Origin of the sequence: Xanthomonas sp. WHRI 8932A (genome assembly GCF_035012785.1) — a bacterium.
Lineage (GTDB): Bacteria > Pseudomonadota > Gammaproteobacteria > Xanthomonadales > Xanthomonadaceae > Xanthomonas.
In genome coordinates this window covers 56,116-79,347 of record NZ_JAYGQQ010000012.1, presented here as the reverse complement: position 1 = coordinate 79,347, position 23,232 = coordinate 56,116, and the positions used below count along the sequence as shown (strand labels likewise).

At 65.4% G+C, this 23,232-nt stretch carries 20 protein-coding genes and 1 other RNA gene; 7 read left to right on the top strand and 14 right to left on the bottom strand.

Annotation, left to right across the window (positions count from 1 at the left end; translation table 11 throughout):
* Positions 1 to 5: 5 nt before the first annotated feature.
* Together VC212_RS19205 and fabV are read right to left on the bottom strand one after the other, a co-directional pair.
* The gene (locus tag VC212_RS19205) at positions 6 to 305 is read right to left on the bottom strand and encodes a hypothetical protein (RefSeq protein ID WP_323526561.1); all 300 of its coding nucleotides are present in this window, start codon (positions 303 to 305) and stop codon (positions 6 to 8) included.
* Between the two features lie 426 nt (positions 306 to 731).
* On the bottom strand, positions 732 to 1,940 hold the full coding sequence (fabV, locus tag VC212_RS19200) for an enoyl-ACP reductase FabV (RefSeq protein WP_323526559.1): 1,209 nt from the start codon (positions 1,938 to 1,940) through the stop codon (positions 732 to 734).
* Positions 1,941 to 2,256: 316 nt separating this feature from the next.
* Here fabV and VC212_RS19195 point away from each other — a divergent pair, with 316 nt between their 5' ends.
* Entirely contained in the window at positions 2,257 to 5,595 is a 3,339-nt protein-coding gene (locus VC212_RS19195) for a winged helix-turn-helix domain-containing protein (protein ID WP_323526558.1), read from the top strand.
* Complete coding sequence (locus VC212_RS19190; protein WP_323526556.1) at positions 5,592 to 6,005, top strand: hypothetical protein; 414 nt, start codon at positions 5,592 to 5,594, stop codon at positions 6,003 to 6,005. Before VC212_RS19195 ends, VC212_RS19190 begins: the two co-directional genes overlap by 4 nt.
* Positions 6,006 to 6,009: 4 nt before the next feature.
* On the opposite strand, the gene VC212_RS19185 is transcribed toward VC212_RS19190, so the two are convergent.
* The 4 genes from VC212_RS19185 to VC212_RS19170 form a co-directional block, all read right to left on the bottom strand.
* A non-coding RNA gene (locus tag VC212_RS19185) (sX9 sRNA) lies at positions 6,010 to 6,082 on the bottom strand.
* 394 nt (positions 6,083 to 6,476) lie between these two features.
* Positions 6,477 to 6,728, bottom strand: a complete 252-nt coding sequence (locus VC212_RS19180; RefSeq protein ID WP_323526555.1) for a hypothetical protein — start codon at positions 6,726 to 6,728, stop codon at positions 6,477 to 6,479.
* 746 nt (positions 6,729 to 7,474) lie between these two features.
* The gene (locus VC212_RS19175) at positions 7,475 to 8,107 is read right to left on the bottom strand and encodes a response regulator transcription factor (RefSeq protein WP_323518237.1); all 633 of its coding nucleotides are present in this window, start codon (positions 8,105 to 8,107) and stop codon (positions 7,475 to 7,477) included.
* Positions 8,104 to 9,330, bottom strand: a complete 1,227-nt coding sequence (locus VC212_RS19170; protein ID WP_323526554.1) for a sensor histidine kinase — start codon at positions 9,328 to 9,330, stop codon at positions 8,104 to 8,106. The genes VC212_RS19175 and VC212_RS19170 overlap by 4 nt, the downstream gene beginning before the upstream one ends.
* A gap of 33 nt (positions 9,331 to 9,363) precedes the next feature.
* On the opposite strand from VC212_RS19170, the gene VC212_RS19165 reads away from it, so the two are divergent.
* The 4 genes from VC212_RS19165 (at position 9,364) to lldD (ending at position 13,485) form a co-directional block, all read left to right on the top strand.
* Positions 9,364 to 9,930 carry a PEMT/PEM2 methyltransferase family protein gene (locus tag VC212_RS19165; protein ID WP_323526553.1) on the top strand — a complete coding sequence of 189 codons (567 nt, stop codon included), beginning with the start codon at positions 9,364 to 9,366 and terminating at the stop codon, positions 9,928 to 9,930.
* Between the two features lie 238 nt (positions 9,931 to 10,168).
* Positions 10,169 to 10,561, top strand: coding sequence for a DUF2141 domain-containing protein (locus tag VC212_RS19160; RefSeq protein ID WP_115515098.1), 393 nt, complete (start codon positions 10,169 to 10,171; stop codon positions 10,559 to 10,561).
* 25 nt (positions 10,562 to 10,586) lie between these two features.
* Complete coding sequence (locus VC212_RS19155; RefSeq protein ID WP_323526552.1) at positions 10,587 to 12,104, top strand: carotenoid oxygenase family protein; 1,518 nt, start codon at positions 10,587 to 10,589, stop codon at positions 12,102 to 12,104.
* 220 nt (positions 12,105 to 12,324) lie between these two features.
* Entirely contained in the window at positions 12,325 to 13,485 is a 1,161-nt protein-coding gene (gene lldD, locus VC212_RS19150; protein ID WP_323526551.1) for an FMN-dependent L-lactate dehydrogenase LldD, read from the top strand.
* A gap of 247 nt (positions 13,486 to 13,732) precedes the next feature.
* On the opposite strand, the gene ligD is transcribed toward lldD, so the two are convergent.
* The 3 genes from ligD to VC212_RS19135 are packed head-to-tail and all read right to left on the bottom strand — an operon-like array spanning position 13,733 to position 17,208.
* Entirely contained in the window at positions 13,733 to 15,814 is a 2,082-nt protein-coding gene (gene ligD / locus VC212_RS19145) for a DNA ligase D (protein ID WP_323526550.1), read from the bottom strand.
* A gap of 39 nt (positions 15,815 to 15,853) precedes the next feature.
* Positions 15,854 to 16,810, bottom strand: a complete 957-nt coding sequence (locus VC212_RS19140) for a Ku protein (protein WP_323526549.1) — start codon at positions 16,808 to 16,810, stop codon at positions 15,854 to 15,856.
* Positions 16,810 to 17,208, bottom strand: a complete 399-nt coding sequence (locus tag VC212_RS19135; RefSeq protein ID WP_323526548.1) for a hypothetical protein — start codon at positions 17,206 to 17,208, stop codon at positions 16,810 to 16,812. Before VC212_RS19135 ends, VC212_RS19140 begins: the two co-directional genes overlap by 1 nt.
* A gap of 152 nt (positions 17,209 to 17,360) precedes the next feature.
* Here VC212_RS19135 and VC212_RS19130 point away from each other — a divergent pair, with 152 nt between their 5' ends.
* A complete protein-coding gene (locus tag VC212_RS19130) occupies positions 17,361 to 17,534 on the top strand; it encodes a hypothetical protein (protein WP_164497826.1) in 174 nt (57 codons plus the stop codon).
* Between the two features lie 33 nt (positions 17,535 to 17,567).
* Here VC212_RS19130 and VC212_RS19125 read toward each other — a convergent pair whose 3' ends face one another.
* The 5 genes from VC212_RS19125 to VC212_RS19105 form a co-directional block, all read right to left on the bottom strand.
* Positions 17,568 to 17,960: a DUF779 domain-containing protein gene (locus VC212_RS19125; protein ID WP_323526547.1), complete on the bottom strand. Its 393-nt coding sequence runs from the start codon at positions 17,958 to 17,960 to the stop codon at positions 17,568 to 17,570.
* A 198-nt stretch (positions 17,961 to 18,158) separates the two neighbouring features.
* Positions 18,159 to 19,688, bottom strand: coding sequence for an aldehyde dehydrogenase (adh, locus tag VC212_RS19120; protein WP_055852878.1), 1,530 nt, complete (start codon positions 19,686 to 19,688; stop codon positions 18,159 to 18,161).
* Between the two features lie 254 nt (positions 19,689 to 19,942).
* Positions 19,943 to 20,587, bottom strand: a complete 645-nt coding sequence (locus VC212_RS19115; protein WP_323526546.1) for a hypothetical protein — start codon at positions 20,585 to 20,587, stop codon at positions 19,943 to 19,945.
* Positions 20,523 to 20,819 carry a hypothetical protein gene (locus tag VC212_RS19110; protein ID WP_323526545.1) on the bottom strand — a complete coding sequence of 99 codons (297 nt, stop codon included), beginning with the start codon at positions 20,817 to 20,819 and terminating at the stop codon, positions 20,523 to 20,525. Before VC212_RS19110 ends, VC212_RS19115 begins: the two co-directional genes overlap by 65 nt.
* Before the next feature lie 150 nt (positions 20,820 to 20,969).
* Positions 20,970 to 23,090, bottom strand: a complete 2,121-nt coding sequence (locus VC212_RS19105) for a TonB-dependent receptor (RefSeq protein WP_323526544.1) — start codon at positions 23,088 to 23,090, stop codon at positions 20,970 to 20,972.
* Between the last annotated feature and the right edge of the window lie 142 nt (positions 23,091 to 23,232).

Below are 23,232 nucleotides of genomic sequence, written 5' to 3'. Positions count from 1 at the left end.
CCACTTCAGATCGGTGCCTCACGCCCAGCGCGTGCGCGGCGCTTGTCGATGAGCCATGCCATGGCGGCGCTCACCATCAACACGCAGACCGATGCCGGAACGCTGAAGAACGCTGAGATCAGCAGTGCGTTCTGCCAGGGAGGCGCGGAGCCGTCCTGCATCACCACGACACACACCACCACTGTGGTGATCAGAAGATTGATGACGGCTTTCAGCGCGCCATGCACCCGACTAAAGCGCAACAGCACAGCGCAGACGACACTGACGACAAACGCCAGGACGAGATGGGCGATGAGTTTGTCCATTGGGTGCCAGGAGTGGGAGTGGTGATTGGGGATGGATGCCGCATTGTTGACGCAATGTTGCGTGCATCCAGGATGCGATGAGGAACACACGCGCAGGTCCCCTTTCCCTCGGGAAAAGCGGCCCGACGGGCGGAGAAGAGGAAGGCCGCTAGACGTTGCGTCATCCGCCTGGCTGGCAATGAAGGCGTTAGCGAGCGCGCCAGATGCGTCACCGGCAGCCGCGACGCGGCACTGCAGTAGCGCGCCGTATCAGCGCGTCGATAGCGCATCGCGCCGCAGAGCCACACAACCACAGCAACGCCACGGCCTGCCCCCATAAGAACGGCCGGCATCACTGCCGGCCGTTTTCTATAGCTCCGTGTGCGCGGAAATTGGAAGAGTAGGGAACCACGCTCTTGCGATTCCCCATTCCCGATTCCCGATTCCTCACCCCAACTCGATGCAATCGAAGCTCACGTCCGTCGCCACATCGGCGTCGTAATCCACGTCGTCGCGCTCGAAGCCGAACAGCTTGAGAAACTCGTGCTTGTAGCCGGCGTAGTCGGTGAGCGCGAACAGGTTGTCGGTGGTGACCTGCGGCCATAGCGCCTTGCAGGCGTCCTGCACGTCGTCGCGCAGTTCCCAGTCGTCCAGGCGCAGGCGGTTTTCGTCATCCAGCTCGGCCGGCTGGCCGTCTTCGCGGTACAGGCGCTCGCGGAACAGGCGGTCGAGCTGGTCGATGGTGCCTTCGTGCAAGCCCTTTTCCTTCATGATCTTGTAGACCATGGAGATATACAGCGGCATCACCGGGATCGCCGCACTGGCCTGGGTCACCACCGACTTGAGCACCGCTACATTGGCGCTGCCGCCGCGGGCGGCCAGGCGCGCGTTCAAGCGTTGCGCGGTGTGGTCCAGGTCGACCTTGGCCTTGCCCAGCGCGCCGTGCCAGTAGATCGGCCAGGTGATTTCGGTGCCGATATAGCTGAAGGCCACGCTGCGTGCGCCATCGGCGAGCACGCCGGCGCCTTCCAGCGCGTCGATCCACAGTTCCCAATCCTGCCCGCCCATCACGGTGATGGTGTCGTCGATTTCCTGCTCGGTCGCCGGCTCGATCGAGGCCTGGATGATGGCGTCCTTGTTGGTGTCGATGGCGGTGGCGGTGTAGGTGTTGCCGATCGGCTTGAGCGCGGAACGCTTCACTTCGCCGCTGCCCGGCAGCTTGCGCACCGGCGAGGCCAGCGAATACACCACCAGATCGACGCTGCCGCCCATCTCGGTCTTGATCAGCTCGATCACTTTTTCGCGCGCCGCATCCGAAAACGCATCGCCATTGATCGACTTGCTGTACAGGCCAGCGGCCTTGGCGTGTTTGTCGAAGGCCGCCGAGTTGTACCAGCCGGCGGTGCCGGCCTTGGTGGCGGTGCCGGGTTTTTCGAAGAACACGCCCAGCGTGTCCGCACCGAACCCGAACGCGGCAGTGATGCGCGAAGCCAGGCCGTAGCCGCTGGACGCGCCGATCACCAAGACCTTCTTCGGGCCGTCGTTGCGCACGCCGCGCGTGCGCGTTGCCGCGATCTGCTCGAGCACATTGCGCTCGCAGCCAAGCGGATGCGTGGTGGTGCAGATGAAGCCGCGCACTTTGGGATGGATGATCAACGTGGACTCCTGGTCAGCAAGATGCTGGCGGCATCTTAATCGGTGCACCGCATGCGAAACAGCCTGATGCGTAACACACGCTGCTGTATGGAGGGCGATGCGCCCGCGCGCGGCGACTGCCTGCCACGCGCGTCGCCCTGCCAGCCACCGGCCCGCCGCGCCCGACAGCACTGCCCTGCGCTCGCGCGTCACACCGTGTGAAGCGCGACGCCGGGCAATTGCCGCCACAACAGCTGTGCTATTTTTCGGGGCTGCCGTGCCGTGCCTGTTGGCGATTGTCCAGGCCCCTTCCAGTTGTACGACCGGTATCCGAGCGATGTCTCTTCGTAGCGAGCGCGTCACGCAGCTGAGCTCCGTTCCGCGGTTCCGCCTCGGCCCGCTGCTGGTCGAGCCCGAGCGGCTGACGCTGATCGACGACGGCCAGACCATCACGCTGGAACCGCGCATGATGGAAGTGCTGATCGCACTGGCAGAGCGCGCCGGCGAAGTAATCAGCGCCGAGCAGCTGCTGATCGAGGTGTGGCACGGCAGCTTTTACGGCGATAACCCGGTGCACAAGACCATCGCGCAGCTGCGCCGCAAGCTGGGCGACGACAGCCGCCAGCCGCGCTTTATCGAAACCATCCGCAAACGCGGCTATCGGTTGCTGCCCAAGGTGGTGTTTCCGCAGGAGTATCGCGGCGCGGTGATCGGCACCGGGTCGTGGGCGCAGGGCAGCCCGTACGTGGGCCTGCAGGCCTTCGACCCGGCGCATGCAGAGGTGTTTTTCGGCCGCAGTCACGCAATTGCACAAGTCGTTGCGGCGTTGCGCGCGCAGCTGCACAGCCAGCGCGGGCTGGTGCTGGTGAGCGGGGCGAGCGGCTGCGGCAAGACCTCGTTGCTGCGGGCCGGCGTGGTGCCGTTGCTGTCGCACGCCGGCGGGCTGGATGGGCTGGAAGCGGTGGCGGTGACGTACTGCAATCTGGCGCAATGCCGTGGCGGCGATGTGCAAGACACGCTCGCGCGCGCACTCGGCGACTGGTCAATCGCCGAGCGCGCGGTGTTCTCGCCCGCGCAACTGGCACGGCTTGCCGAGTGGCTGCAACACCCTGCCCCGCTGCATGCCGCAATCGTCGAAGCGCTACGGTACAGCGCCCCGGTACGCGATAGCGCGCAGACCCAACGGCATCTGCTGCTGGTGATCGACCATGCCGAAGCCATGGTGGCCGCACCCGGCATCACCGATGCCGACCGCAGCGCGCTGGCCGCTGTATTGCAGGCGCTGTGCAGCAGCGCGCATGTGGCGGTGTTACTGCTGACCCGCAGCGACTTTTATCCGCGGCTGATCGATGCCTTGCCGGACATCGTCGAACTCAAACGTGGCGACGGGCATGTGGATCTGCTGCCGCCGCGCGACGGCGAGATCGGCCAGATCATTCGCGTGCCCGCGGCGATGGCCGGGCTGCGCTTCGAAGAAGAGCACGACAGCGTTAGCCGCCTGGACGATGTGCTGCGTGATGCCACCGCGCGCCAGCCCGATGCGTTGCCGTTGTTGCAGCATTTGTTGCATGCGCTACACGCGCAGCGCAGCGACGATGGCCTGCTGACGTTTGCGGCCTACCGCGCCTTGGGTGGATTGGAAGGCGCGTTGGCGCACCACGCCGAAGCGACCTTTCGTGCCTTGCCGGCCGCCGCGCAGGCAGCGCTGGGCGAGGTGCTGACACAGCTGAGCGTGATTCATCCCGACAGCGCTGCGGTGACCGCACGCCGTGCACCCTGGTCGACATTGCCGGCCGACGGTGCGGCGCATGCGCTGGTCGATGCCTTCGTGCATGCGCGGCTGTTTGTCAGCGAACTGGTGGCCGGCGAGCCGGGGTTTGCGGTGGCGCACGAAGCCTTGCTGCGGCAATGGCCACGCGCGGCCGAGTGGATCCACGAAAACCGCCGATTACTGCAGGCACGCAAGCGCCTGCAGCTGGCCGCGCAGCGCTGGGCAAGCGAGGGCCGGCGCACCGATCACCTGCTCAACAGCGGGCGCCCGTTGAGCGAAGCGCGCGAAGCCGCACGGCGCATGCCGCAGGATCTGGATGCGGTGGATGTGGCGTTCTTGCGTGCCTGCGAGCGCTCGCAGCAACGCCGCCGCGGCCTGTATGCAACGGCCGCCACCTTGCTGGTGGTGCTAGCCAGCGCATCGCTCCTGCTCGGTTGGCAGGCGCGCCAGGCCCAGCAAGTGGCAGAAGAGCGCCGCGATCAGGCCCAGCAACTGGTGAGCTACATGCTGGGCGATCTGGCCGAGCAGTTGCGCACGGTGGGCAATCTCAAGCTGCTCGACAGCGTAGGCAGCCGCTCGCTGCGCTATCTGGAAGATCTGCCCAACGCCAGCATGCAACCGGGCGATCTGATCAACCACGCCCGGGCCCTGCGGACCACCGGCGAAGTGCTGATGAACCAGGGCAAGTTGGACGAGGCGCAGGCGGCGTTTACGCGTGCGGCCGCCACCGCCGAGCAGGCACGCCTGCGCGCGCCCGACATGCTGGATGCACATGCGGAAACCGGCCAGGCGGCGTATTGGCTGGGGAATATGGCCTATCGCAAGAAGCAGTTCGCGCTGGCGCACGCCCATTGGTCGCAATATCTGGCCGCCAGCGAGTGGCTGGTGCGCAGCGTGCCGGCCGATCCTCACTGGCAGCTGGAACTGTCGTACGCGCTCAACAATCTGGGCATGCTGGCCAACGCGCAGGGCGATGTCGCAACGGCGATCGGGTTTTTTGCGCGCGACATCGCGCTCAAGCGCGTGCTCAGCGCGCGCGCTCCGGACAATGCATCACTGCGCTACGAATTGATCGACAGCTTGTCCGGGCTGAGCCTGGCGCAGGAGAACCAGGGCCTGCTGGCGCCTGCCGAGCAGGGGTATCGCGATCAAATCGCGATGCTGCGCGTGCTGGTCGCCAAGGACCCCAACGCCGATGCCTGGCGACGACGTCTGGCGGTGTCGTTGATCCGCGTCTCCAATCTGGCGTTGGTGCAGGGTCATCTGCCCCAGGCGCAGCGCGACGCGCAAGACAGCGTACGCATCCTGCAGCCGCTGGTGGCCTTGCAGCCGGACAATCAGACCTGGCGCAGCGATCTGGGGCATGCCTATACGCAGGCCGGCTGGATCGCCGCATTGGACGGGCAGTCTGCGCAGGCCACGCAGCAATTGGGGCAGGCGCGTCACACCATGGCCAGCCTGCTGCAGCAGTCGCAGCCGCTGCCCGACTGGGAATTGCTGGATGCCATCATCGCGCTGCGCTTGCACCACATCCAGGCCGCTCACGCGGGCAGCCTGGATCAGATCGTGGCGCGCGTGGATGCACTGCATCAAGCCAAGCCGGACGATCTGTCCGCTATTTCGACATTGGCACTCGCGCTGGTCTGGCAGGGCGAACAACGCGCAGCTGCGGGCGATGACAATGGCGCACGTGCTGCATGGCAGCGCGCGGTGACGCTGTTTGGCAAGGACATCGGCAACAGCCGCGACAAGAACCTGCTCGACCCCTGGATTCGCGCCCAAGTGCATCTGGGCCAGCGCACTGCTGTTACGCAACAGCTCGGATGGCTGTACCAAGCGGGCTACCGCCACCCGGGGTTTGTCTCCTTCTATGCCCCGCTTCTCAAGGAACAGGACAAGTCATGACGGACTTCAGTATCAAGCTCACGGTCGCTCGGGTGGGATTCGGAGGAAACACGGGCGCTGGCGAATATTTCTACAGCTTTGCTCCGGATCTGCTGATTGTCGACAAGGACGACGGCGTATCGACGTTGACTTATCACTTCGATGAAACCGTTGTTCCGAAGCATTTCAAGATCAAGAGTCTGCTGACGACCGACGCGTTCAAACAGATCAGTGAACCCGTGATTGCCGCTGGCGGCCGCAGCGTCGAGGTCATCAACGCCAATAGCGTCCCCACACTGATCTTTCTGACCCTCATCGTTGAAGACCCAACCCGCAAGGACAAGAAGGGAAATAAAGTCTGGTTCAGTTGCGATCCCCAGGTCGGTAACGATCCAAAGATCAACCCGCAGGAACTCCCACCCCGGGAATAAGAACAGCTGACAAGACGTAGCGAGCGGCTGCCAGGTCGGTGTGGACGGCGCGCAGGGACCGGCAGCGTGTGGTACGTGCCCGATTCTGAGCGCCGGCCGCGCCCACCTGGCCGCCGCGCAGTGATTTTTTAGTCGCTCCTCATCTGCTGCTGCACGCGGTCTGGCAGTTCGCTGCCAGGCGATGTGCCGCTCAGCTAGGTTGAACGGTCGAGCGAGAAGGGCCGCGCAATGGGTGCGACCGTCAGGGCACTGAGCCGTGATGCGCTCACTGCTGGCAAGCGCCGCTGCGAATCAGTCACACCGGCGGCGTTGGATGCCGAAGTGCCAGTCGGTGGAGACAGACGGTCGGCACCGGGAGCGCACTGTCGTGGCGGTCTGCGTGTTTGGAAAAGACGCTATGGGTCCGCCGGTTCCCGGCAACCCTGACAGGCCGCTGTTTGCCTGCCGGTGGTTGCTCGCTCCCTGCGGTGGTCATAACCAGGCCGGGGACGCGTCGGGGCCGAGCGGATTGCAGGCATCTTTGTCGCAGACGCGGGCTGCGGCGCGCTGCCTGTCCAGCTCGCCAGAACCGAAGACCATGCGCAGAACAGGGTCGACCGCCGACGGCTTGGTCAGCAACGCGGCCTGGGCCCAGGGTGCGGGCAGTTCGGCCTGCGTCGGACCTGACCAAGCCACCATGACGAATAGAACGAAGAGCACGGCAAGGGATCGGGTATGGCGCATGACGGACTCCGCAGCAGACCGGAGCGCGGCGCGTTTCCGGGCGGCGCCAGTGGCCGCCGGATCACCTTGGTGCGCGGCCGCTCGCCAGACCTGACGGCAACCTTACGGTTGCTGGTGGAAGCTGACGGATTCTCAGAATCCTTTTTGAAACAATTAGATAGAGCAGCCGTGCGGAGTGCGGGCTGGTTGACGGACCGGCGTGCTTGGCGTCGCTGCCTGCCTTCGCCACAGCTGCGTAACCTTTAGGAAAAGGGGCATTTGGGTGCAGCTCTTGGGTCAACCCAGGGGTAAAACTGGAGTGACTGGCCGCTGGCACCGAGCCATGCGGACTGGCTGCTGGGCTGTTACTTCTCCCTTTGCACGAAGTTGCTCTGCAGGGATGGGCGAGGCTGAGGGCGAAGCCCGGTGTCATCGGATTCCACGGGTGGCTTCGCCCCGTACCCTCACCCCAACCCCTCTCCCGCAGGAGAGGGGCTTTAGGCTCCCCGTTATCTCCTCGACAGAAGAAGATTCTCTCCTCGACAGCAGAAGATTCCCCCATCGACATGCGGATCAGCCTTGGTCAACCGGAGGCAGACGACAGGCTTCCCGGTCGCCATGGAGCTCTCCCTTCTCCCATCGGGAGGGAGCTCTTTCTTCTCCCATCGGGAGAAGGTGCCCCGCAGGGGCGGATGAGGGTACGGGCGAAGCCTCGTGCCCCCACCACGCCTGCGGCCTTGCCTGGCACTCGCACCCAACCCCCGCCCTCAAATCACCCGCAAGGTGATCGCCTTCAGCACCGCGCGGGTGCGGTCGCGGGTGCCGAGCTTTTCCAGGATGGTGGAGACGTAGTTCTTCACCGTGCCTTCGGCCAGGAACAGGGTGCGGGCGATTTCCTTGTTGGAATAGCCGCCGGCCAGCAGGCGCAGGATCGCCACCTCGCGTTCGCTGAAGGTCTCGCTCGGCGCCTGTTGGTCGCGGAACTGGTAACGCGCGCGCACCGGGTCGGTGCTGACCGGTTGCAGCAGGGTCTCGCCGGCAGCGACGCGGGCGATGGCATCGCGCAGGTCTTCCGGGGCGGCGTCCTTGAGCAGGAAGCCCTGCGCGCCGGCTTCGGTGGCGCGCAGCAGCAGGTCGCTGTCGTCGAAGGTGGTCAGCAGCAGCACGGGGGTGCGGTCGCCGCGGGCGCGCAGTTGCCCCAGCGCCTGGATGCCGTCGACGCCGGGCATGCGGATATCGCTGAGCACCACATCCACCGCGGTGACGCTGAGCGCATCCAGCAATGCCTGGCCGTCGTCGGCCTCGCAGACCACCTCCACGCCTTGCTGCTGCAGCAAAGCGCGCAAGCCGGCGCGGACCAGGATCTGGTCGTCGGCCAGGGCGACTCGAAGTGAACTCATAGCGGAACTCTCGCAGTCAGATGCATGCCGCCCGTGGGGGTGAGGCCTAGATCGAGGTGGCCTTGCAGGGACGCCAGGCGTTCGCGCATGCCGGTGATGCCGTTGCCTTCGCGGATGCACTCGGCGCGGCGGCCGTCGTCTTGAATGTCCACGCGCAGCTGCGCGTTCTCGCACTGCAGATGCACCGCGACTTCATCGGCATCGGCATGCCGCACCGCATTGGTCAGCGCCTCCTGCACCAGCCGCAGCAATAACTCCGCCACGCGGGCATCGGTGATGCGCACATCCGGGTCGATGCGCAGGCGCAGCGCCGGGCGCGGGAACGGTGCGGCCAGCGCGCGCAACGCGGTTTGCAGGTCCAGGCCGCGATCGTCGCGCATGGACTGCACCACGTTGCGGATGTCGGCCAGCAGTTCGGCAGACAGCTGCTCCAGCACCGCAATGTCGTCGCGCTGCGCCAACGCGGGGTCGGCGCTGAGCAGGCGCAGATTGATGCGCATGGCGGTGAGTTTGTGCCCGGCCACATCGTGCAGCTCGCGCGCCAGGCGCAGGCGCTCGGCGTCGCGTGCGCTGTCGGCCAGCAGCGCGCGTGTGGCCAGCAGATCGGCGTTGACGTAGGCCAGCGCATCGCGCGCGCGTTCGGCACTGCGCGCGTAGTTGGCGGTCAGCGCGGCAAAGGCCTGGAAGCTGGTGTAGATGGTCACCATCAGCAGTGGGCGCGGGAGATGCGCCTGCACGAAAATCGCATACGTGGCCGCATTGATCACCAGCATCAGCGCCAGCACCTGGGGCGGTTGCCAGCGTATCGCCGCCTGCGCGACCACCAGCACCAGCAACACCGGCGAGGTCCCGGTGCGCGGCTCCAGCCAGACCAAGGCCACCGCCAGCAGTGCCTGCAGCAACAGGGCGCCCCGCTGCGGCAGCGGCCGTGGCGGCAGCAGGTAGCGCAACAGGAACACCAGGGTGAAGCCAATCAAGGTGGCCCAGCGCCATCGCGCAGACGGTGAGAGCTCCGGACCGAACGACAGCATGACCGCCGCGATGGTGAGCATGCCGGCCAGGTTGAGCGGTTTGGCGATGTCGCGCAGGGGGGATGTCATACGGCGATGCTGACCGCCGCGTGGCCGCTCGGCAATGGTGCGCCTGCAGAAAGTGACTTCCGGCAGGTGGGATCGATGACCTGCGGCCCCTGTGCCGGGTGCAGCGCCTGCGCACACTGGCATCACCAACCCACCCCATCGCCACGGAGTTACGCCATGTCTGCGTCCAGTCTGTTTCTCGCACTCAATCTGATCTGGGGCGGCTATGAAGTGCTGCTCAGCCGCCGTCGCCGCGCCAGCGATGGCGGCGCGCACGATCAGGGCACGCTGCAGCAGTTGTGGCGGGTGCTGTATGCGGCGGTGGCCATTGCGGTGGCGGTGGCCTATAGCGGGCTGGCGCATTGGCCGCAGAGCTGGCACGCGCCGCTGCAGTGGGCCGGCTGCGCCTTGATCGGCGGCGGGTTGGCGCTGCGGGTGTGGGCCATCCAGGTGCTGGCACGCTGGTTCACGGTGGATGTGACCATCCAGCCAGACCACCAACTGGTGCGCAGCGGGCCGTATCGCCTGCTGCGTCACCCGTCCTATACCGGCGCGCTGATGGCCTTCTACGGACTGGCGCTGGGCATGGGCAATGCGTTGTCGGTGGTGGCGATCGTGGTGCCGGTGACGTTGGCGTTCCTGCATCGCATCCGGGTCGAAGAAGCCGCACTGCAACGCGCCTTCCCGGTTGCCTACCCGGCCTATGCCGCGCAGCGCCGTCGCTTGCTGCCGCTGGTGTGGTGAGTTGGCAGCAGCGCCTGCAACGCTGCAGGGCTTCGCGCGCTCGCACACCGGTTCGGCCTGCGCCACATGCACGCAGGAGCAGTGCCGCACTGTCTGGTGTCGCTGCCGCATCGGCCGATCTGCGACGGCCGCCACCGCTGCCGGGTTGGCGCGCTGCGTACCATCGGGCTGCGCGCGCCGCATCCCCCATCGTTGCCAGGAGAGTTGCATGCTTGCCCGCACTTACGCTGTTGTCGCCTTGGTCAGCCTGCTTGGCAGCGCTGCCGTCAACGCCGCCGATCTGGACGTGGGCATCAGCGGCCTGCGCTCGCAACAGGGCCAGTTACGGATTGCGGTGATCGCCACCGCCGCGCAACTGGATAGCGCCCAACCACCGGTGCAGGCGCAGACGGTGCCGATCACCGGCAGCGCACCGCATATCCAGTTCAAGAATCTGGCCCCCGGGCGCTACGCGGTGATGGTCAATCACGACGAAAACGCCAACGGCAAGCTGGACACCAACCTGATCGGCATGCCGGTGGAAGGCTACGGCTTCAGCAACAACCCGACCGGCATGCGTAAACCCGGCTTCGACGAAATCGTCTTCGACCTGCCGGCCAGCGGCAAACGCCTCAGCGTGCAGATGCGCTGAGGCCCACGCGCGAAAGGAGCCATGCATGCACCGCCGCCGCTTCCTGCAATCGTTACTGGCCGCCACCGGCAGCGCTGCGCTGGGCGGCTTTGCCCTGCGCAGCCTGCCTGCACACGCTGCAGAAGCGGCCGCGTTCCAGGCGCAGTTGCAGCGCACGCCGTGGCTGCTGGGCTGGCGTAGCGTCACCAGCCCCACCCTGGGGCCGGCCACCGCAACACTGCAGGGCGCACTGCCCGAGGGGTTGGCAGGCAGCCTGTATCGCAATGGCCCGGCCTGGACCGAGCGCGCCGGGTTTCGCTACGAACACTGGTTCGACGGCGACGGCATGGTGCACCGCTGGCAGCTGGGCGGTGGGCAGGTGCAGCACCGCGGACGCATGGTGGCCACCCACAAGTTCACCCAGGAGCAGCAGGCCGGGCGCTTTCTGTATCGCGCGGCCGGCACTTCCGTGCCGGACATGCAGCCGGCGCGCAACAACGACGACGTCAACACCGCCAACATCTCGGTCACGATGCTCAATGGCCGCCTGTTCGCGCTATGGGAAGCCGGCTCGGCGATCGAACTGGACCCCGACGCGCTAAGCACCATCGGCCCGGTCACCTGGCGCGAGGATCTGGCGGCGATGCCGTTTTCTGCGCACCCATTGACCGACCACGATGGCAGCGTCTGGAATGTCGGCTCGATCAGCGTGGTGGGCTCCACCGGCGTGGTGCTCTGGCACCTGGGCGCCGATGCCACGTTGCGCAACGTGCAGCTGCTGCAGACCGATGCGCCGGCCTATATGCACAGCTTTGCGATGACCGATCGCCATCTGATCCTGGTCATGGCGCCGTATCGGCGGCTGGACGGCGACGGCGCGTTCTTCGAGCAAATGCGCTTCACCCCGGACGCGCCGTGCCGTATTGCGGTGGTGCCCAAGGATGCTCTGGACCAACCGCGCTGGTTCGAGGCCGACTTTGCGGTGGCCTATCACTTTGCCGATGCCTACGCGCAGCAGGACCGCATCGTGGTGCGCGCCATCGTGCACACCGATCCGGAAGAAGCCCGCTCGCCGATGCGTGCGGCCATGCACGGCGACCCGAACGCCAAGCCGGCAGCGGTGCAGCTACGCAGCCTGCATCTGGATCTGGCCAGTGGCCGCGCGCACTGGCAGGTGCATCCGGTGGACAACCTGGAACTGCCGCTGTTCGACCACCGCACCCCACGCACGCAGGGCGCACGTCTGTATGCCCCGTGCATCGATGGCCCGAACCAGTCGCCGTTTCTTAACGCCGTGGCCGGCTACGACCTGGAACGCGACCGCCGCCAGGTGCACCGCTACGGCCCGCATGTGCTGGCCGAAGAACATGTGTTCGTCGCCAAGCCCGGCAGCACGCGCCCGGACCAGGGCTGGCTGGTGGGAACGGTGCTCGACACCCAGCGCGCGCGCACCGGGTTGATGGTGCTGGACGCACAGCACATCGATGCCGGGCCGATCGCGCAGGCATGGCTGCCTTACGCGATTCCGCTGGGATTCCATGGGCATTTTGTGGCGGCTGCGTAGCGCGACGGAGGACCTGGCCGCGCTTGCGCCCTATGACCGCTGACAACCTGATCTATCGAGCGACGCGTGGCGCGTTGCGAACGGCAAGGCCATCACCACACTGACGAACAGCGTGGCCGTTGTAAGACACGCGTTGCTACCAACAGACGCGCCGCCCATCCCCGCAACACACCGATCGCCTTACACTCAACGGCTACCCCGCAGCTGTCGTCCGTCTTCGATGATCATTTCTGCCGCTTCCGATTACCGTGCCGCCGCGCAGGCGCGCTTGCCGCCGTTTTTGTTTCATTACATCGATGGCGGCGCGTATGCAGAGCACACGCTGCGGCGCAATGTCTCGGATCTGGCCGATATCGCGCTGCGCCAGCGGGTGCTGCGCAACATGTCCGACCTGAGCCTGAGCACCGAGCTGTTCGGCGAAACCCTGGCGATGCCAGTGGCTTTGGCACCGGTCGGGCTCACCGGCATGTATGCGCGGCGCGGCGAAGTGCAGGCCGCACGTGCAGCGGCCGCGCGCGGGATCCCGTTCACCCTCTCCACGGTGTCGGTGTGCCCGATCGAAGAAGTGGCGCCGGCCATCAGCCGGCCGATGTGGTTCCAGCTGTATGTGCTCAAGGACCGCGGCTTCATGCGCAATGCGCTAGAGCGCGCCAAAGCGGCCGGCGTCACCACGTTGGTATTCACCGTGGACATGCCCACACCGGGCGCGCGCTACCGCGATGTGCACTCGGGCATGAGCGGGCCCAATGCATCGCTGCGGCGGATGCTGCAGGCGGTGACGCATCCGCGCTGGGCGTGGGACGTGGGCCTGCTCGGCAAACCGCATGATCTGGGCAACATCTCGGCCTATCGCGGCAGCCCCACCGGCTTGCAGGACTACATCGGCTGGCTCGGCGCCAACTTCGACCCGTCGATTGCGTGGAAAGACCTGGAATGGATCCGCGAGTTCTGGACCGGGCCGATGGTGATCAAGGGAATCCTGGACCCGGACGATGCGCGCGATGCGGTGCGCTTCGGCGCCGACGGCATCGTGGTATCCAACCACGGTGGGCGTCAGCTCGATGGCGTGCTGTCCAGCGCACGCGCGTTGCCGGCCATTGCCGATGCGGTGAAGGGGCAGCTCAAGATCCTTGCCGACTCGGGCATCCGCAGTGGGCTGGATGTGGTGCGCATGCTCGCGCTCGGCGCCGATGCGGTGTTGTTGGGCCGCGCATTCGTCTACGCGCTGGCGGCCGGCGGCCAGGCCGGAGTAGAAAATTTGCTGGCCTTGATCGAGAAGGAAATGCGCGTGGCAATGACGCTGACCGGCACGCATTCGATTGCCGAGATCAGCAGCGATGCGTTGAGCCGGGTGACGCGCGAGAACGCTGTGTCGCCTTGAATCGGGAATGGAGAATTGGGAATCGGGAATCGGTAAAAGCGCTTGGCCGCATTGGTTTTGCTGGGTGCATGCCGGGCAATAAGCAATGGCGGCGTTGTCTGCCATCGCTCTGCGCCTTTTCTCTCAGCCGGCTAGAGCGGCTGCAGTCTTTGCTTGAGCGGGCACGATGCTTCGACATCGGGAAGTACGCGTACTTCCTGCGCCGCACTGCTTCTGCGTAGCAACTGCACAATCGTCGTATCAATCGTTAGCGCTTGCCCTCGCTTGTCGGCAACCGCTGCTTCACTGCCCGCACCTCCGCCCACGGGTCACTACGCTGACGCTTGGCACGTTGCACGGCCTTGTCGATCGGAAATGCATCCGGCCCGCTGATCTTGCCGAGCTCTTCCCAGTGCAGCGGTACCGCGACGGTGGCCTTTTCGCGCGCGCGCAGCGACCACGAACATACGCTGGTGTTGCCGCGGCCGTTGCGCAGCCAGTCGACAAAGATCACGCCATGCCGCTTGGCCTTGCTCATGGTGGCCACGTAACGCTCCGGCGCCTGCGTGGCCAGCGCCTGCGCGAATGCCTCACAGAAATCGCGCGCTTGCTCCCAGCTGGCATCGGGCACAATCGGCACGACGACATGCAGCCCCTTGCCACCGGATAAGCGCACTGCGCTTTCCAGTCCCGCCGCGCGCAGCTTGGTGCGGATGTCGCGCGCGGCAGCCACCACCGCGGACCAGGCGACCTGTTCGCCCGGATCCAGGTCGAATACCAGGCGGTCCGGATGCTCCGGGTCGTCGATGCACGACCCCCACGGATGCAGCTCCAGCGTGTTCATCTGCACCAGCTCGAGCAAGCCGGCTGCATCCTCGATATACAAATACTCCTCGGTACCGCTTTTCTGCTTGAGCGCAATCGCCTCGATATGCGCGCCCAGATGCCGGCCCTGGTGCTTCTGGAAGAAGCAGTCGCCACCCACGCCATCGGGGCAGCGCAGCAACGACAGCGGCCGGCGCGCAACCTCCAGCAACACCAGCGGCGCAACGGCGCGGTAGTAGGCCGCCACCTCGCCCTTGCTGATGCCCAGCGCAGGAAACACCACACGCTCGGGATGGGTGATGGTGACGCCGTCGGTGGGCAGCGCCGCCGCTGTCTTCTTCGCCGTGGCCGATGCAGTGCTGGTGACGCTCGATGCTATGGATGTACTGCTCTTGGACGCTGCCTCGCCAGCACGTGTGCGTGTGCTCGCAACGCTGCTCGTGGTCCTGGAGACTTTTTTGGTCGCGGTCTTCCGCTTCGCCACGCTCGATTTCGCTGCTGCAGCGCGTGTCTTGGTCGCGCGCTTGGCGGGTGCAACGCGGTCGCCACCCAGATCGGTCATGGGTTTATCCTGCCGTAACCGCTTGAACGCAGCTTGCCGCAACAGCCCTTGCTTGGCCCAGCCACGAAATGCCACTTCGGCGATCAGCGCCGGCCGCACCCAGTGCACATCGCGCGGACGGCCCGGTAGATGCGATGGCAGTTCCAACGTGGCGGTGTCGCTGTGCAGCGCACGCAGTTGCATGGTGATCTTGCCCAACAACGCATCATCGAAACCGGTGCCCACGCGGCCCACGTAACGCAGCGTCTTGCCGTCCAGTTGTGCAAGCAGCAAGGCACCGAAGCCACTGCGCGTGCCTTTGGGATCGGTATAGCCCACCACCACAAACTCGTCGCTGTCTTCGTGCTTGGTCTTGACCCAATCCGCACCGCGGCCGCCGCGATACGCCGCATCGGTACGCTTGCTGACGATGCCTTCCCAATCCTTGTCGGCACTGGCCGCGAACACCTCCGGCCCGCGTCCGATCACATGGTCGCTGTAAGCCAACGTACCCGGGGTGTCGCCAAGCAGTGCACGCAGCAGCTGTTTGCGCTGCAGCAGCGGCGTATCGCGCAGATCGACGCCGGCCACACCGAGCAGATCGAACACCAGATAGCGCAGCGGCTGCCGCGCGCTGCCATCCAGCGCCCGTTGCAATGCGGAGAAATCGCTACGTCCCTGCGCATCCAGCACCACCAGCTCGCCATCAAGCCGTGCGTCGCGCAGCGGCAACGCCTGCAGCGCGCTCACTACCTCCGGGAAGCGCTTCGTCCATGCCTGATCGTTACGCGAGCGCAGTTGCACACGGCCATCGACCAGGTCGGCCAGCAGGCGATATCCATCCCATTTGATTTCATGCAGCCATCCATCGCCGTCTGGGGCCTGCTCGCGCAACAGCGTGAGCTGCGCGCGCAAGTCGGTCGGACACGGCGCATCGCGTGCGCCATCCAACTCCAGTGCACGCGTGCGCCAGGTGGCCTGCATTGGCCTGCGCTTGGTAGCGTGGTCGTTCCGGCCCATCGGCTAGCCGGTCTTGCGGCGCGGTGCGGCTTTTGCCGCGGTTTTCTTGGTCGCCTTGCTCGCCGTCTTCTTGGTGGCTTTTTTGGCGACTTTCTTGGTTGCAGCCTTTTTGACCGACGCAGCGTTCGAGCCAACTGTGCCGGTCTTCTTGGCTGGTGTACGCGTATTGGCCTGCAGACTTTTCTGCAGCAAGGACATGAAATCCACCACGTTGGTGGTGGCGTCTTCATGCTGGGCGGGCTCCACCTCCACCTGCGTGGTGCCACCCTTTTCCTGGATGCGCTTGCGCAGGATCTTCTCGAGCTTGCCGCGGAATTCGTCGTGATAGTCCTCCGGCTGCCAGGTGCCGGACATCGACTCGATCAGCTGCCTGGCCATCTCCTGTTCCTTGGGCGTGATGCGGTACTCGCCCACCGCACCGGCCGGCAATTTGAAGTCCTGCGGGTCCACCACTTCCTGTTGATAGCGCAGCAGCAACAGGATCAACGCATCACCCTGCGGCATCACTGCGGCCAGGTATTCGCGGGTGCGGATCACCACCTTGGCAATACCCACCTTGCCGGTGTCACGCAGCGTTTCGCGCAGCAGCACATAGCCTTTTTCGGCCTTCTTGCCTGGCACCAGGATGTAGGGCTTTTCGAAATAGCGCGGGTCGATGTCGGCTGCATCGACAAAGGTTTCCACCTCCACCGTCTCGTGGCTTTCCGGCGACGCCGAGCGGATGTCCTGCTCTTCGACGATGACGTAGCTGCCCTTGTCGTACTCGAATGCCTTGACGATTTCCTTCCATGGCACTTCATCGCCGGTATCGGCGTTGACGCGCTCGAAGCGGATCGGCTTCTTGTCGCGCGAGTCGAGCATGCGAAAGTGCAGGTCCACCTTGCGTTCGCCGGACATCAGCGACACCGGCACGTTGAGCAGGCCAAATGACAGGGTTCCGGTCCAGATCGGTCGTGCCATCAGTGCGCCGCTCCGTGGATGGCTGCGTTAGGAATATGGTCCAGCGCCAGCCAGGCGTCTTCGACGATGGTGCGCGCATGCGGCCAGTCCAGGCGCGAGTTGCCGCGCATGCTGTCCCACTGCGCCGCCAACGCCTGTTCACAGTGCGCATCATTGCCGCGCGGCCAGTCTGCAGCGTGGGTCAGGCGGGCGAACGCATAGGCCGGCGACAGATCGCGCCAGGTGGGCCCGCCCCGGCGGCGGCGGCGCTGGTAATCGGCCAGGCTGTAGCACTGGAAGTCCTGCGCCACACCGACGGCATCAAGCGGCGGTCGCTTGCGATGGGTCCGCTTGGCCGCTGCAGGCTCCACCTGCGCACTGAACAGGCGACGGTCGGGACGGCGGTCCTGGGGGCGCATGGTCTGCTCCACGGTGCAGCGTTGAGGGCCCACATCAGTAGCGCCGCTGCCGTGATCCAGACGTGAGAAATCCGCTTATATCGTGCGATTTGCGTGCCCTTCACCGCGCACGCGCTGAACTGGCAGCCCATCCAGACACCAGGAGCGGCGCCATGTCCCGCGACCCCTTACGCGACCAACCCACCCAACCGGGCGAACAGCACGGCAAGCGCGATGCCGAGCAGTATGAGGATCGAGGTGCAGGCGATGCACCAGGCCGCTTGATCCCGGCCGATGACGACACCCCTGCCAAGACGCCGGGCAGCACACCGGCAGCCGAGCGCTGATACCAGCACGGTCGCGGGGCGAGTCTGGCGGTGCTAGGCCAGCCCCGCCGCCTGGAGACGGCGGAACTCATCATCGCTGAAGAGCCGCGAGCGCACCAAAAATCGCACGCCTTCGCCATTTTCCAGCGAGAACATGCCACCACGGCCCGGCACCACATCGATGATCAGCTGGGTGTGCTTCCAGTACTCGAACTGCGGCGCGCTGATGTAGAACGACGCGCCGCCGATCTCGCCCAGCAGCACGTCGCGATCGCCTACGATGAAGTCGCCGACCGCAAAGCACATTGGCGACGAGCCATCGCAACACCCACCGGACTGATGGAACAGCAGATCGCCGTGCCGCGCACGCAGTGTGTCGATCAGCTGTAATGCTGGCAGCGTGGCCATGACCTGTAATGGCAAGTCGGTTTCGGCAGCAGCTTGCATGGTTTCTCTCCCACGGCCGCCTCGGGCCGCAATCTATGGCGCGTTACGCCCCTGGATCAAGCGAGCGCGCATACGCGCGGCACGTCGTTGCGGGTGTCGTGTCCGGCAACTCGGCGGCCTCCGTGCCGTACTGCACGCATCGCGTGGCGCATGCAGCTGACGCACAGGCAAGTCGCGTTGCCTGTGCGCCCGGATGGCTCAGAAGAACCCCAGCGCCTTCGGCGAATAGCTCACCAGCAGGTTCTTGGTCTGCTGGTAATGGTCGAGCATCATCTTGTGATTCTCGCGGCCGATGCCTGATTGCTTGTAGCCACCGAACGCAGCATGCGCGGGATAGGCGTGATAGCAGTTGGTCCACACGCGCCCGGCCTGGATCGCGCGGCCCATGCGGTACAACCGCGACGCATCGCGACTCCACACGCCAGCGCCCAGGCCGTAGAGCGTGTCGTTGGCGATCGCCAGCGCCTCGGCTTCGTCCTTGAAGGTGGTGACCGACACCACCGGCCCGAAGATCTCTTCCTGGAACACGCGCATCTTGTTGTGTCCCTTGAACACGGTGGGCTTGACGTAGAAGCCCTCGGCCAGCTCGCCATCGAGCGTGTTGCGCTCGCCACCGATCAACACTTCGGCGCCTTCCTGCCTGCCGATGTCGATGTACGACAGGATCTTTTCCAGCTGCTCGCTCGATGCCTGCGCGCCAACCATGGTGTTGGGATCGAGTGGGTTGCCCTGCTTGATTGCGGCTACGCGCTTGAGCGCTTTTTCCATGAACTTGTCGTAGATCGATTCCTGGATCAGCGCGCGCGACGGGCAGGTGCACACCTCGCCCTGATTGAAGGCAAACAGCACAAAACCTTCCACCGCCTTGTCGAGAAAATCATCGTCTTCGGCCATCACATCGGCAAAGAAGATGTTGGGCGATTTACCGCCCAGCTCCAGCGTCACCGGAATCAGGTTCTGGCTGGCGTACTGCATGATCAGCCGGCCGGTGGTGGTTTCGCCGGTGAAGGCGATCTTGGCGATGCGCGGGTTACTGGCCAGCGGCTTGCCAGCCTCCAACCCAAAGCCATTGACCACGTTGAGCACGCCGGGCGGTAGCAGATCGCCGATGACTTCCATCAACACCAGGATCGACGCCGGCGTCTGTTCGGCCGGCTTCATCACCACGCAGTTACCGGCGGCCAGTGCCGGCGCCAGTTTCCAGCACGCCATCAGCAACGGGAAATTCCACGGAATGATCTGCCCCACCACGCCGAGCGGCTCGTGGAAATGGTAGGCGATGGTGTCGCTGTCGATCTCGGAAATGCCGCCTTCCTGCGCCCGGATCGCGCCGGCAAAATAACGGAAGTGATCCACGCACAGCGGCACATCGGCATTGAGCGTTTCGCGCACCGGTTTGCCGTTGTCCCAGGTTTCGGCATAGGCCAGCAATTCCAAATTCTGCTCGATGCGATCGGCGATCTTGAGCAGCACATTGGAGCGATCGGTGGTGGAGGTCTTGCCCCAGGCCTCTTTCGCCGCGTGCGCAGCATCAAGCGCCGCCTCGATATCCGGCGCGGTGGAGCGCGCAATCGAGGTGAAGACCTTGCCGCTGATCGGCGTGGTGTTGTCGAAATATTGGCCGCCGTGCGGCGCAACCCACGCACCGCCGATGAAGTTATCGTAGCGCGATTTGAAGATGGACTGCGGGTCGGTATTGAGCGGTTTGGTTGAGGCAAGCGCGTTCATCATGGTCTCCTGGCAGCGTGGTCCGATGCGAACGTGTATACCCCTGCAAGTGCTAGCGCAATGTCAGCGCAAGCGCTGTTGCGCTGCGTCATTTCCTGCTACGCAGAAAGACTGGTTTTCCCGCTCAAATGCATTGCAACGCATCATCGCCTATAGGCGTAAGGCGACGATCAACAGGCAGTAAAGAGCGCGTGTGGCGGCAATACCGATGGCAGCGTGACGTTGATATCGGCGTGCGGGCACTGTCGCCAGGGTCAACGCGTGGTTGTGTGTGTTCCTGACGGCATCGGCTCGTCCAGCGGCGCCTTGCAGTCGGCGACGCTTTTTTGATGGTAGGAGCGCAGCTGCCATGCAGCGGCCGGCGTCTGCTGCCATACATAGACCCAGCGATAACGCTGACCGGCATTGCACGCATCGATGGTGACTTCATCGCGCGGCTGACCGCGTACCGGCAGGGGGGCTGCCTCGCCTGCAGCGTCGGTGCGAGTGCCCAATGGACGATCGAATAAGGCAGTGCTGATACGAATAGCGCCCAAGTCGGCAGCGCTGGCCGGCGGCGCAATCTGCCGGGGCTGTGTCTTCAGCCTCGACTGCTGCAGCAACCAGCTGTGTATCTGGGCCGTGGCCGGAGTGCCGGCGGGATAGTCGCGCACGACATGCAGGTCAACGTCTGCACTGGCCACATTGCAGGCCAGCAGACACGCCACCGTCGCCGAAAAAACCAACGCTTGCTTCCAGGCTGTCATCGTCGCGCTCCTTGCGGTGAATGAGTGATCCAAACTATCACGCACGTGTTGAGTGACGACAGCCTTCTTCGCATAGCGCGACGCTGCTTCAAGCCGCCGTCGTACCTCCTGCGGCGCGCCATGCCTGCACTGCCGCAAGCACGCGGTTGCCATGCAGGGCGCTGCTATCGCGCACGGCATAGGCGTGTGGTCTGGCTTGTACCTGCGCCGCCAGCTGCGCGCAGGCGGCGTGCGCGTCTACCAACACATCGGCGAGCTCTGTTGCGTTCAACGGGAGCAGGATCGAGAAGCCGGTGGCCGACATCGTGCAGTTGATGTCCAGCCAGTAGCGGTTGTCCTCGCGCAGGAGAAACCAGTCTGCGGGGGCGTGATCGATGACGCGCATGGTGTGGCCTGGCGTTTTGCTGGAGATGCCTCTGCGCGCTGCTGTGGCGGCCACGTAGCGAGGCGTGTTATCTGGATGGCTTCGTGGCGCCCGGGTGCGCTCCTACGGGGCAGCGGGCGCGTTGTTGGACGCGCACCGCCTGCGGCCTGCTCAGCCACCAAAATCCCACTGCAGCCCCACCGTATACGTGCGATCCGGGCCCGGCTCGTAATAGCGCCCGTTGCCGTCGTTGACGATCACCGAGCCCACGTACTGCCGGTCCAGCGCGTTGTCGATGCGTGCAAACGTACGCAGCGCACCCTGCGCAGTGGTCCAGCGGCGCGAGGCTTCCAGATTGACCAACGCATAGCCGGGCGCGCGCTCGGTGGCCAGGTCGTTGGCCACGGTGGCGTCGGAGGCCACCGCTTCGGCGGCGAACTGCCACTGCGCCGGTTGCCACTGCCAGCGCGCAAACAATTGCTGGCGCGGCACGCCGGGCAGGCGCGAGCCGCTGGCCACCGGTGCGGTGGGCGTGGCGCAACCGCTGCTGGCGCAGGTGAGATAGCCATCACGCACGGTGGCGTCGACAAACGTGTAAGCCAGCTGCACTTGCTGGGTGGCGCCCAGCGGTTGCTGCCAACTGAGCTCCGCGCCCTGGCGACGGGTGGCGCCGATGTTGCGGAAGGTGCTGCGGCCGTTGGTGTTGCTGGCCACCGCCAGTTCGTCGTCAGTGTCGGCGCGAAACAACGCCAGCTGCAGCGCCGCGCCGCTCTGCGCGCGCCACTTGCTACCGACTTCGTAATTGCGGCTCGTGGCCGAGCCCAGATCCAGCGCAAGACCGGCGGCGCCATCGTTGCGATAGCCCAGCTCGTTGAAGGTGGGTGTTTCGAAGCCGCGTCCGGCCGAGGCGTAAAAACGCAGATCGTCGGTGGCGCGGAACACGATGCCGCCCACCGGCGTGGTGGCCGAATAATCGCGCCGCCCGCTATCGTCGGGATTGCGGCCCACGATGTAGTGGTCGTCCGACTTGAAACGTACCTGGCTATGCCGCACGCCCAGCAGTGCCGACCAGCGGTCGCTCCACTGCCACCAGGCCTGCGCAAACTGGTCCACGTTTTCGACCTGGTCGCGCTGATTGCGGCGCAGCGCGCCCTGCACGCCCAACGTGGCGCCGACGAAGTTTTCGTAGCCGGTGCGGTGCTGCCGTTGGCGATCGACGTTCGCGCCCACGGTGAGCTGCAGCGGCCGGCCCAGCGCCTGTCCCTGCCACGCCCAGCGCGCGTCGGCGCCTTCGTAATTGCTGTCCAGATCGATCACGCCACCGGCGTGCAGCGGGTTGCGCTGCACCGCCACCGGCACCGCCAGGAACTGCTCCACGCTGCGCTGGCCGCCATAGGCCATCAACCGCAGTGTCTGGCTGTCGAATTGCTGGGTGAAGATCGCCCCGGCCTGCGATTGACGCACCGATTTGCGGGTATTGAACTGCGTGGCCACAGATGTGGCCTGGCGCGGGTCGGCATTGAATTGCGCGCGGGTCAGGCCCAGCGGGTCCTGCGCATCGGGCGCGTCGAGATAATTGAGCACCAGATCCAGCCGGCTGCCGGGCGCCAGATCGAAACCGAGCTTGGCGTTGACCGAGTCGCGCTTGGCGCGGCTATGGTCGCGGAAGCCATCGGTTTCGAAGTGATTGGCGGCCAGGTTGTAATGCACCGCGCCCTGCTGGCCGAGCAACTGCGCGCCCACATTGACGGTGGCATTGCTGCCGTAGGTGGCACGCAGCCGCCATGGATCATCCGGCTTGCCTTCGGCGCTCCACAGCTGCAGTACGCCGCCGGAAGAGTTGCCGTACAGCGCCGAAAACGGCCCGCGCAGCACTTCCACCCGCTCGGCGCCCAGCACGTTGAAGTGCGACAACTGGCCCTGACCATCGGGCATGCTCGCCGGGATGCCATCCACCAGCAGGCGCACGCCGCGTACGCCAAAGGTGGAACGCGCACCGAAGCCGCGGATCGACAGCTGGGTGTCTTGCGCGTAGTTCTGGCGGTCGCGCGCCACCAGCCCTGGGATACCGTCCAGCAGCTCGGACACCTGCGCGCCGCGGCGGTTGTCGTCGTCGGCCGACACCACGGTGAACGAGGCCGGCAGGTCGAAGTCGTCCACCCCGTGCACGCGCGCGGCATCCACCTGCACGGCTGGCAGCAGCTGGGGTGTGGGCTCGGCGGCCAGGGCGGGCGCAACGGCGCTCGCAACGAACACGCCGCACGCGGCGGCCAACAAGGTGAGTCTGGGCATGCGCGTAGTGTCCCTCATCCGTCCTGTGGCCGTATCGTTGCGTGCGGAACGAAGCATGCTACGCCCGCCACGCCCTGCTACGATGAAGTGGTTTGGCCCAGCAGCGGTCAACGATCCGGAAGTACCCCACTCTTTCGTCCTT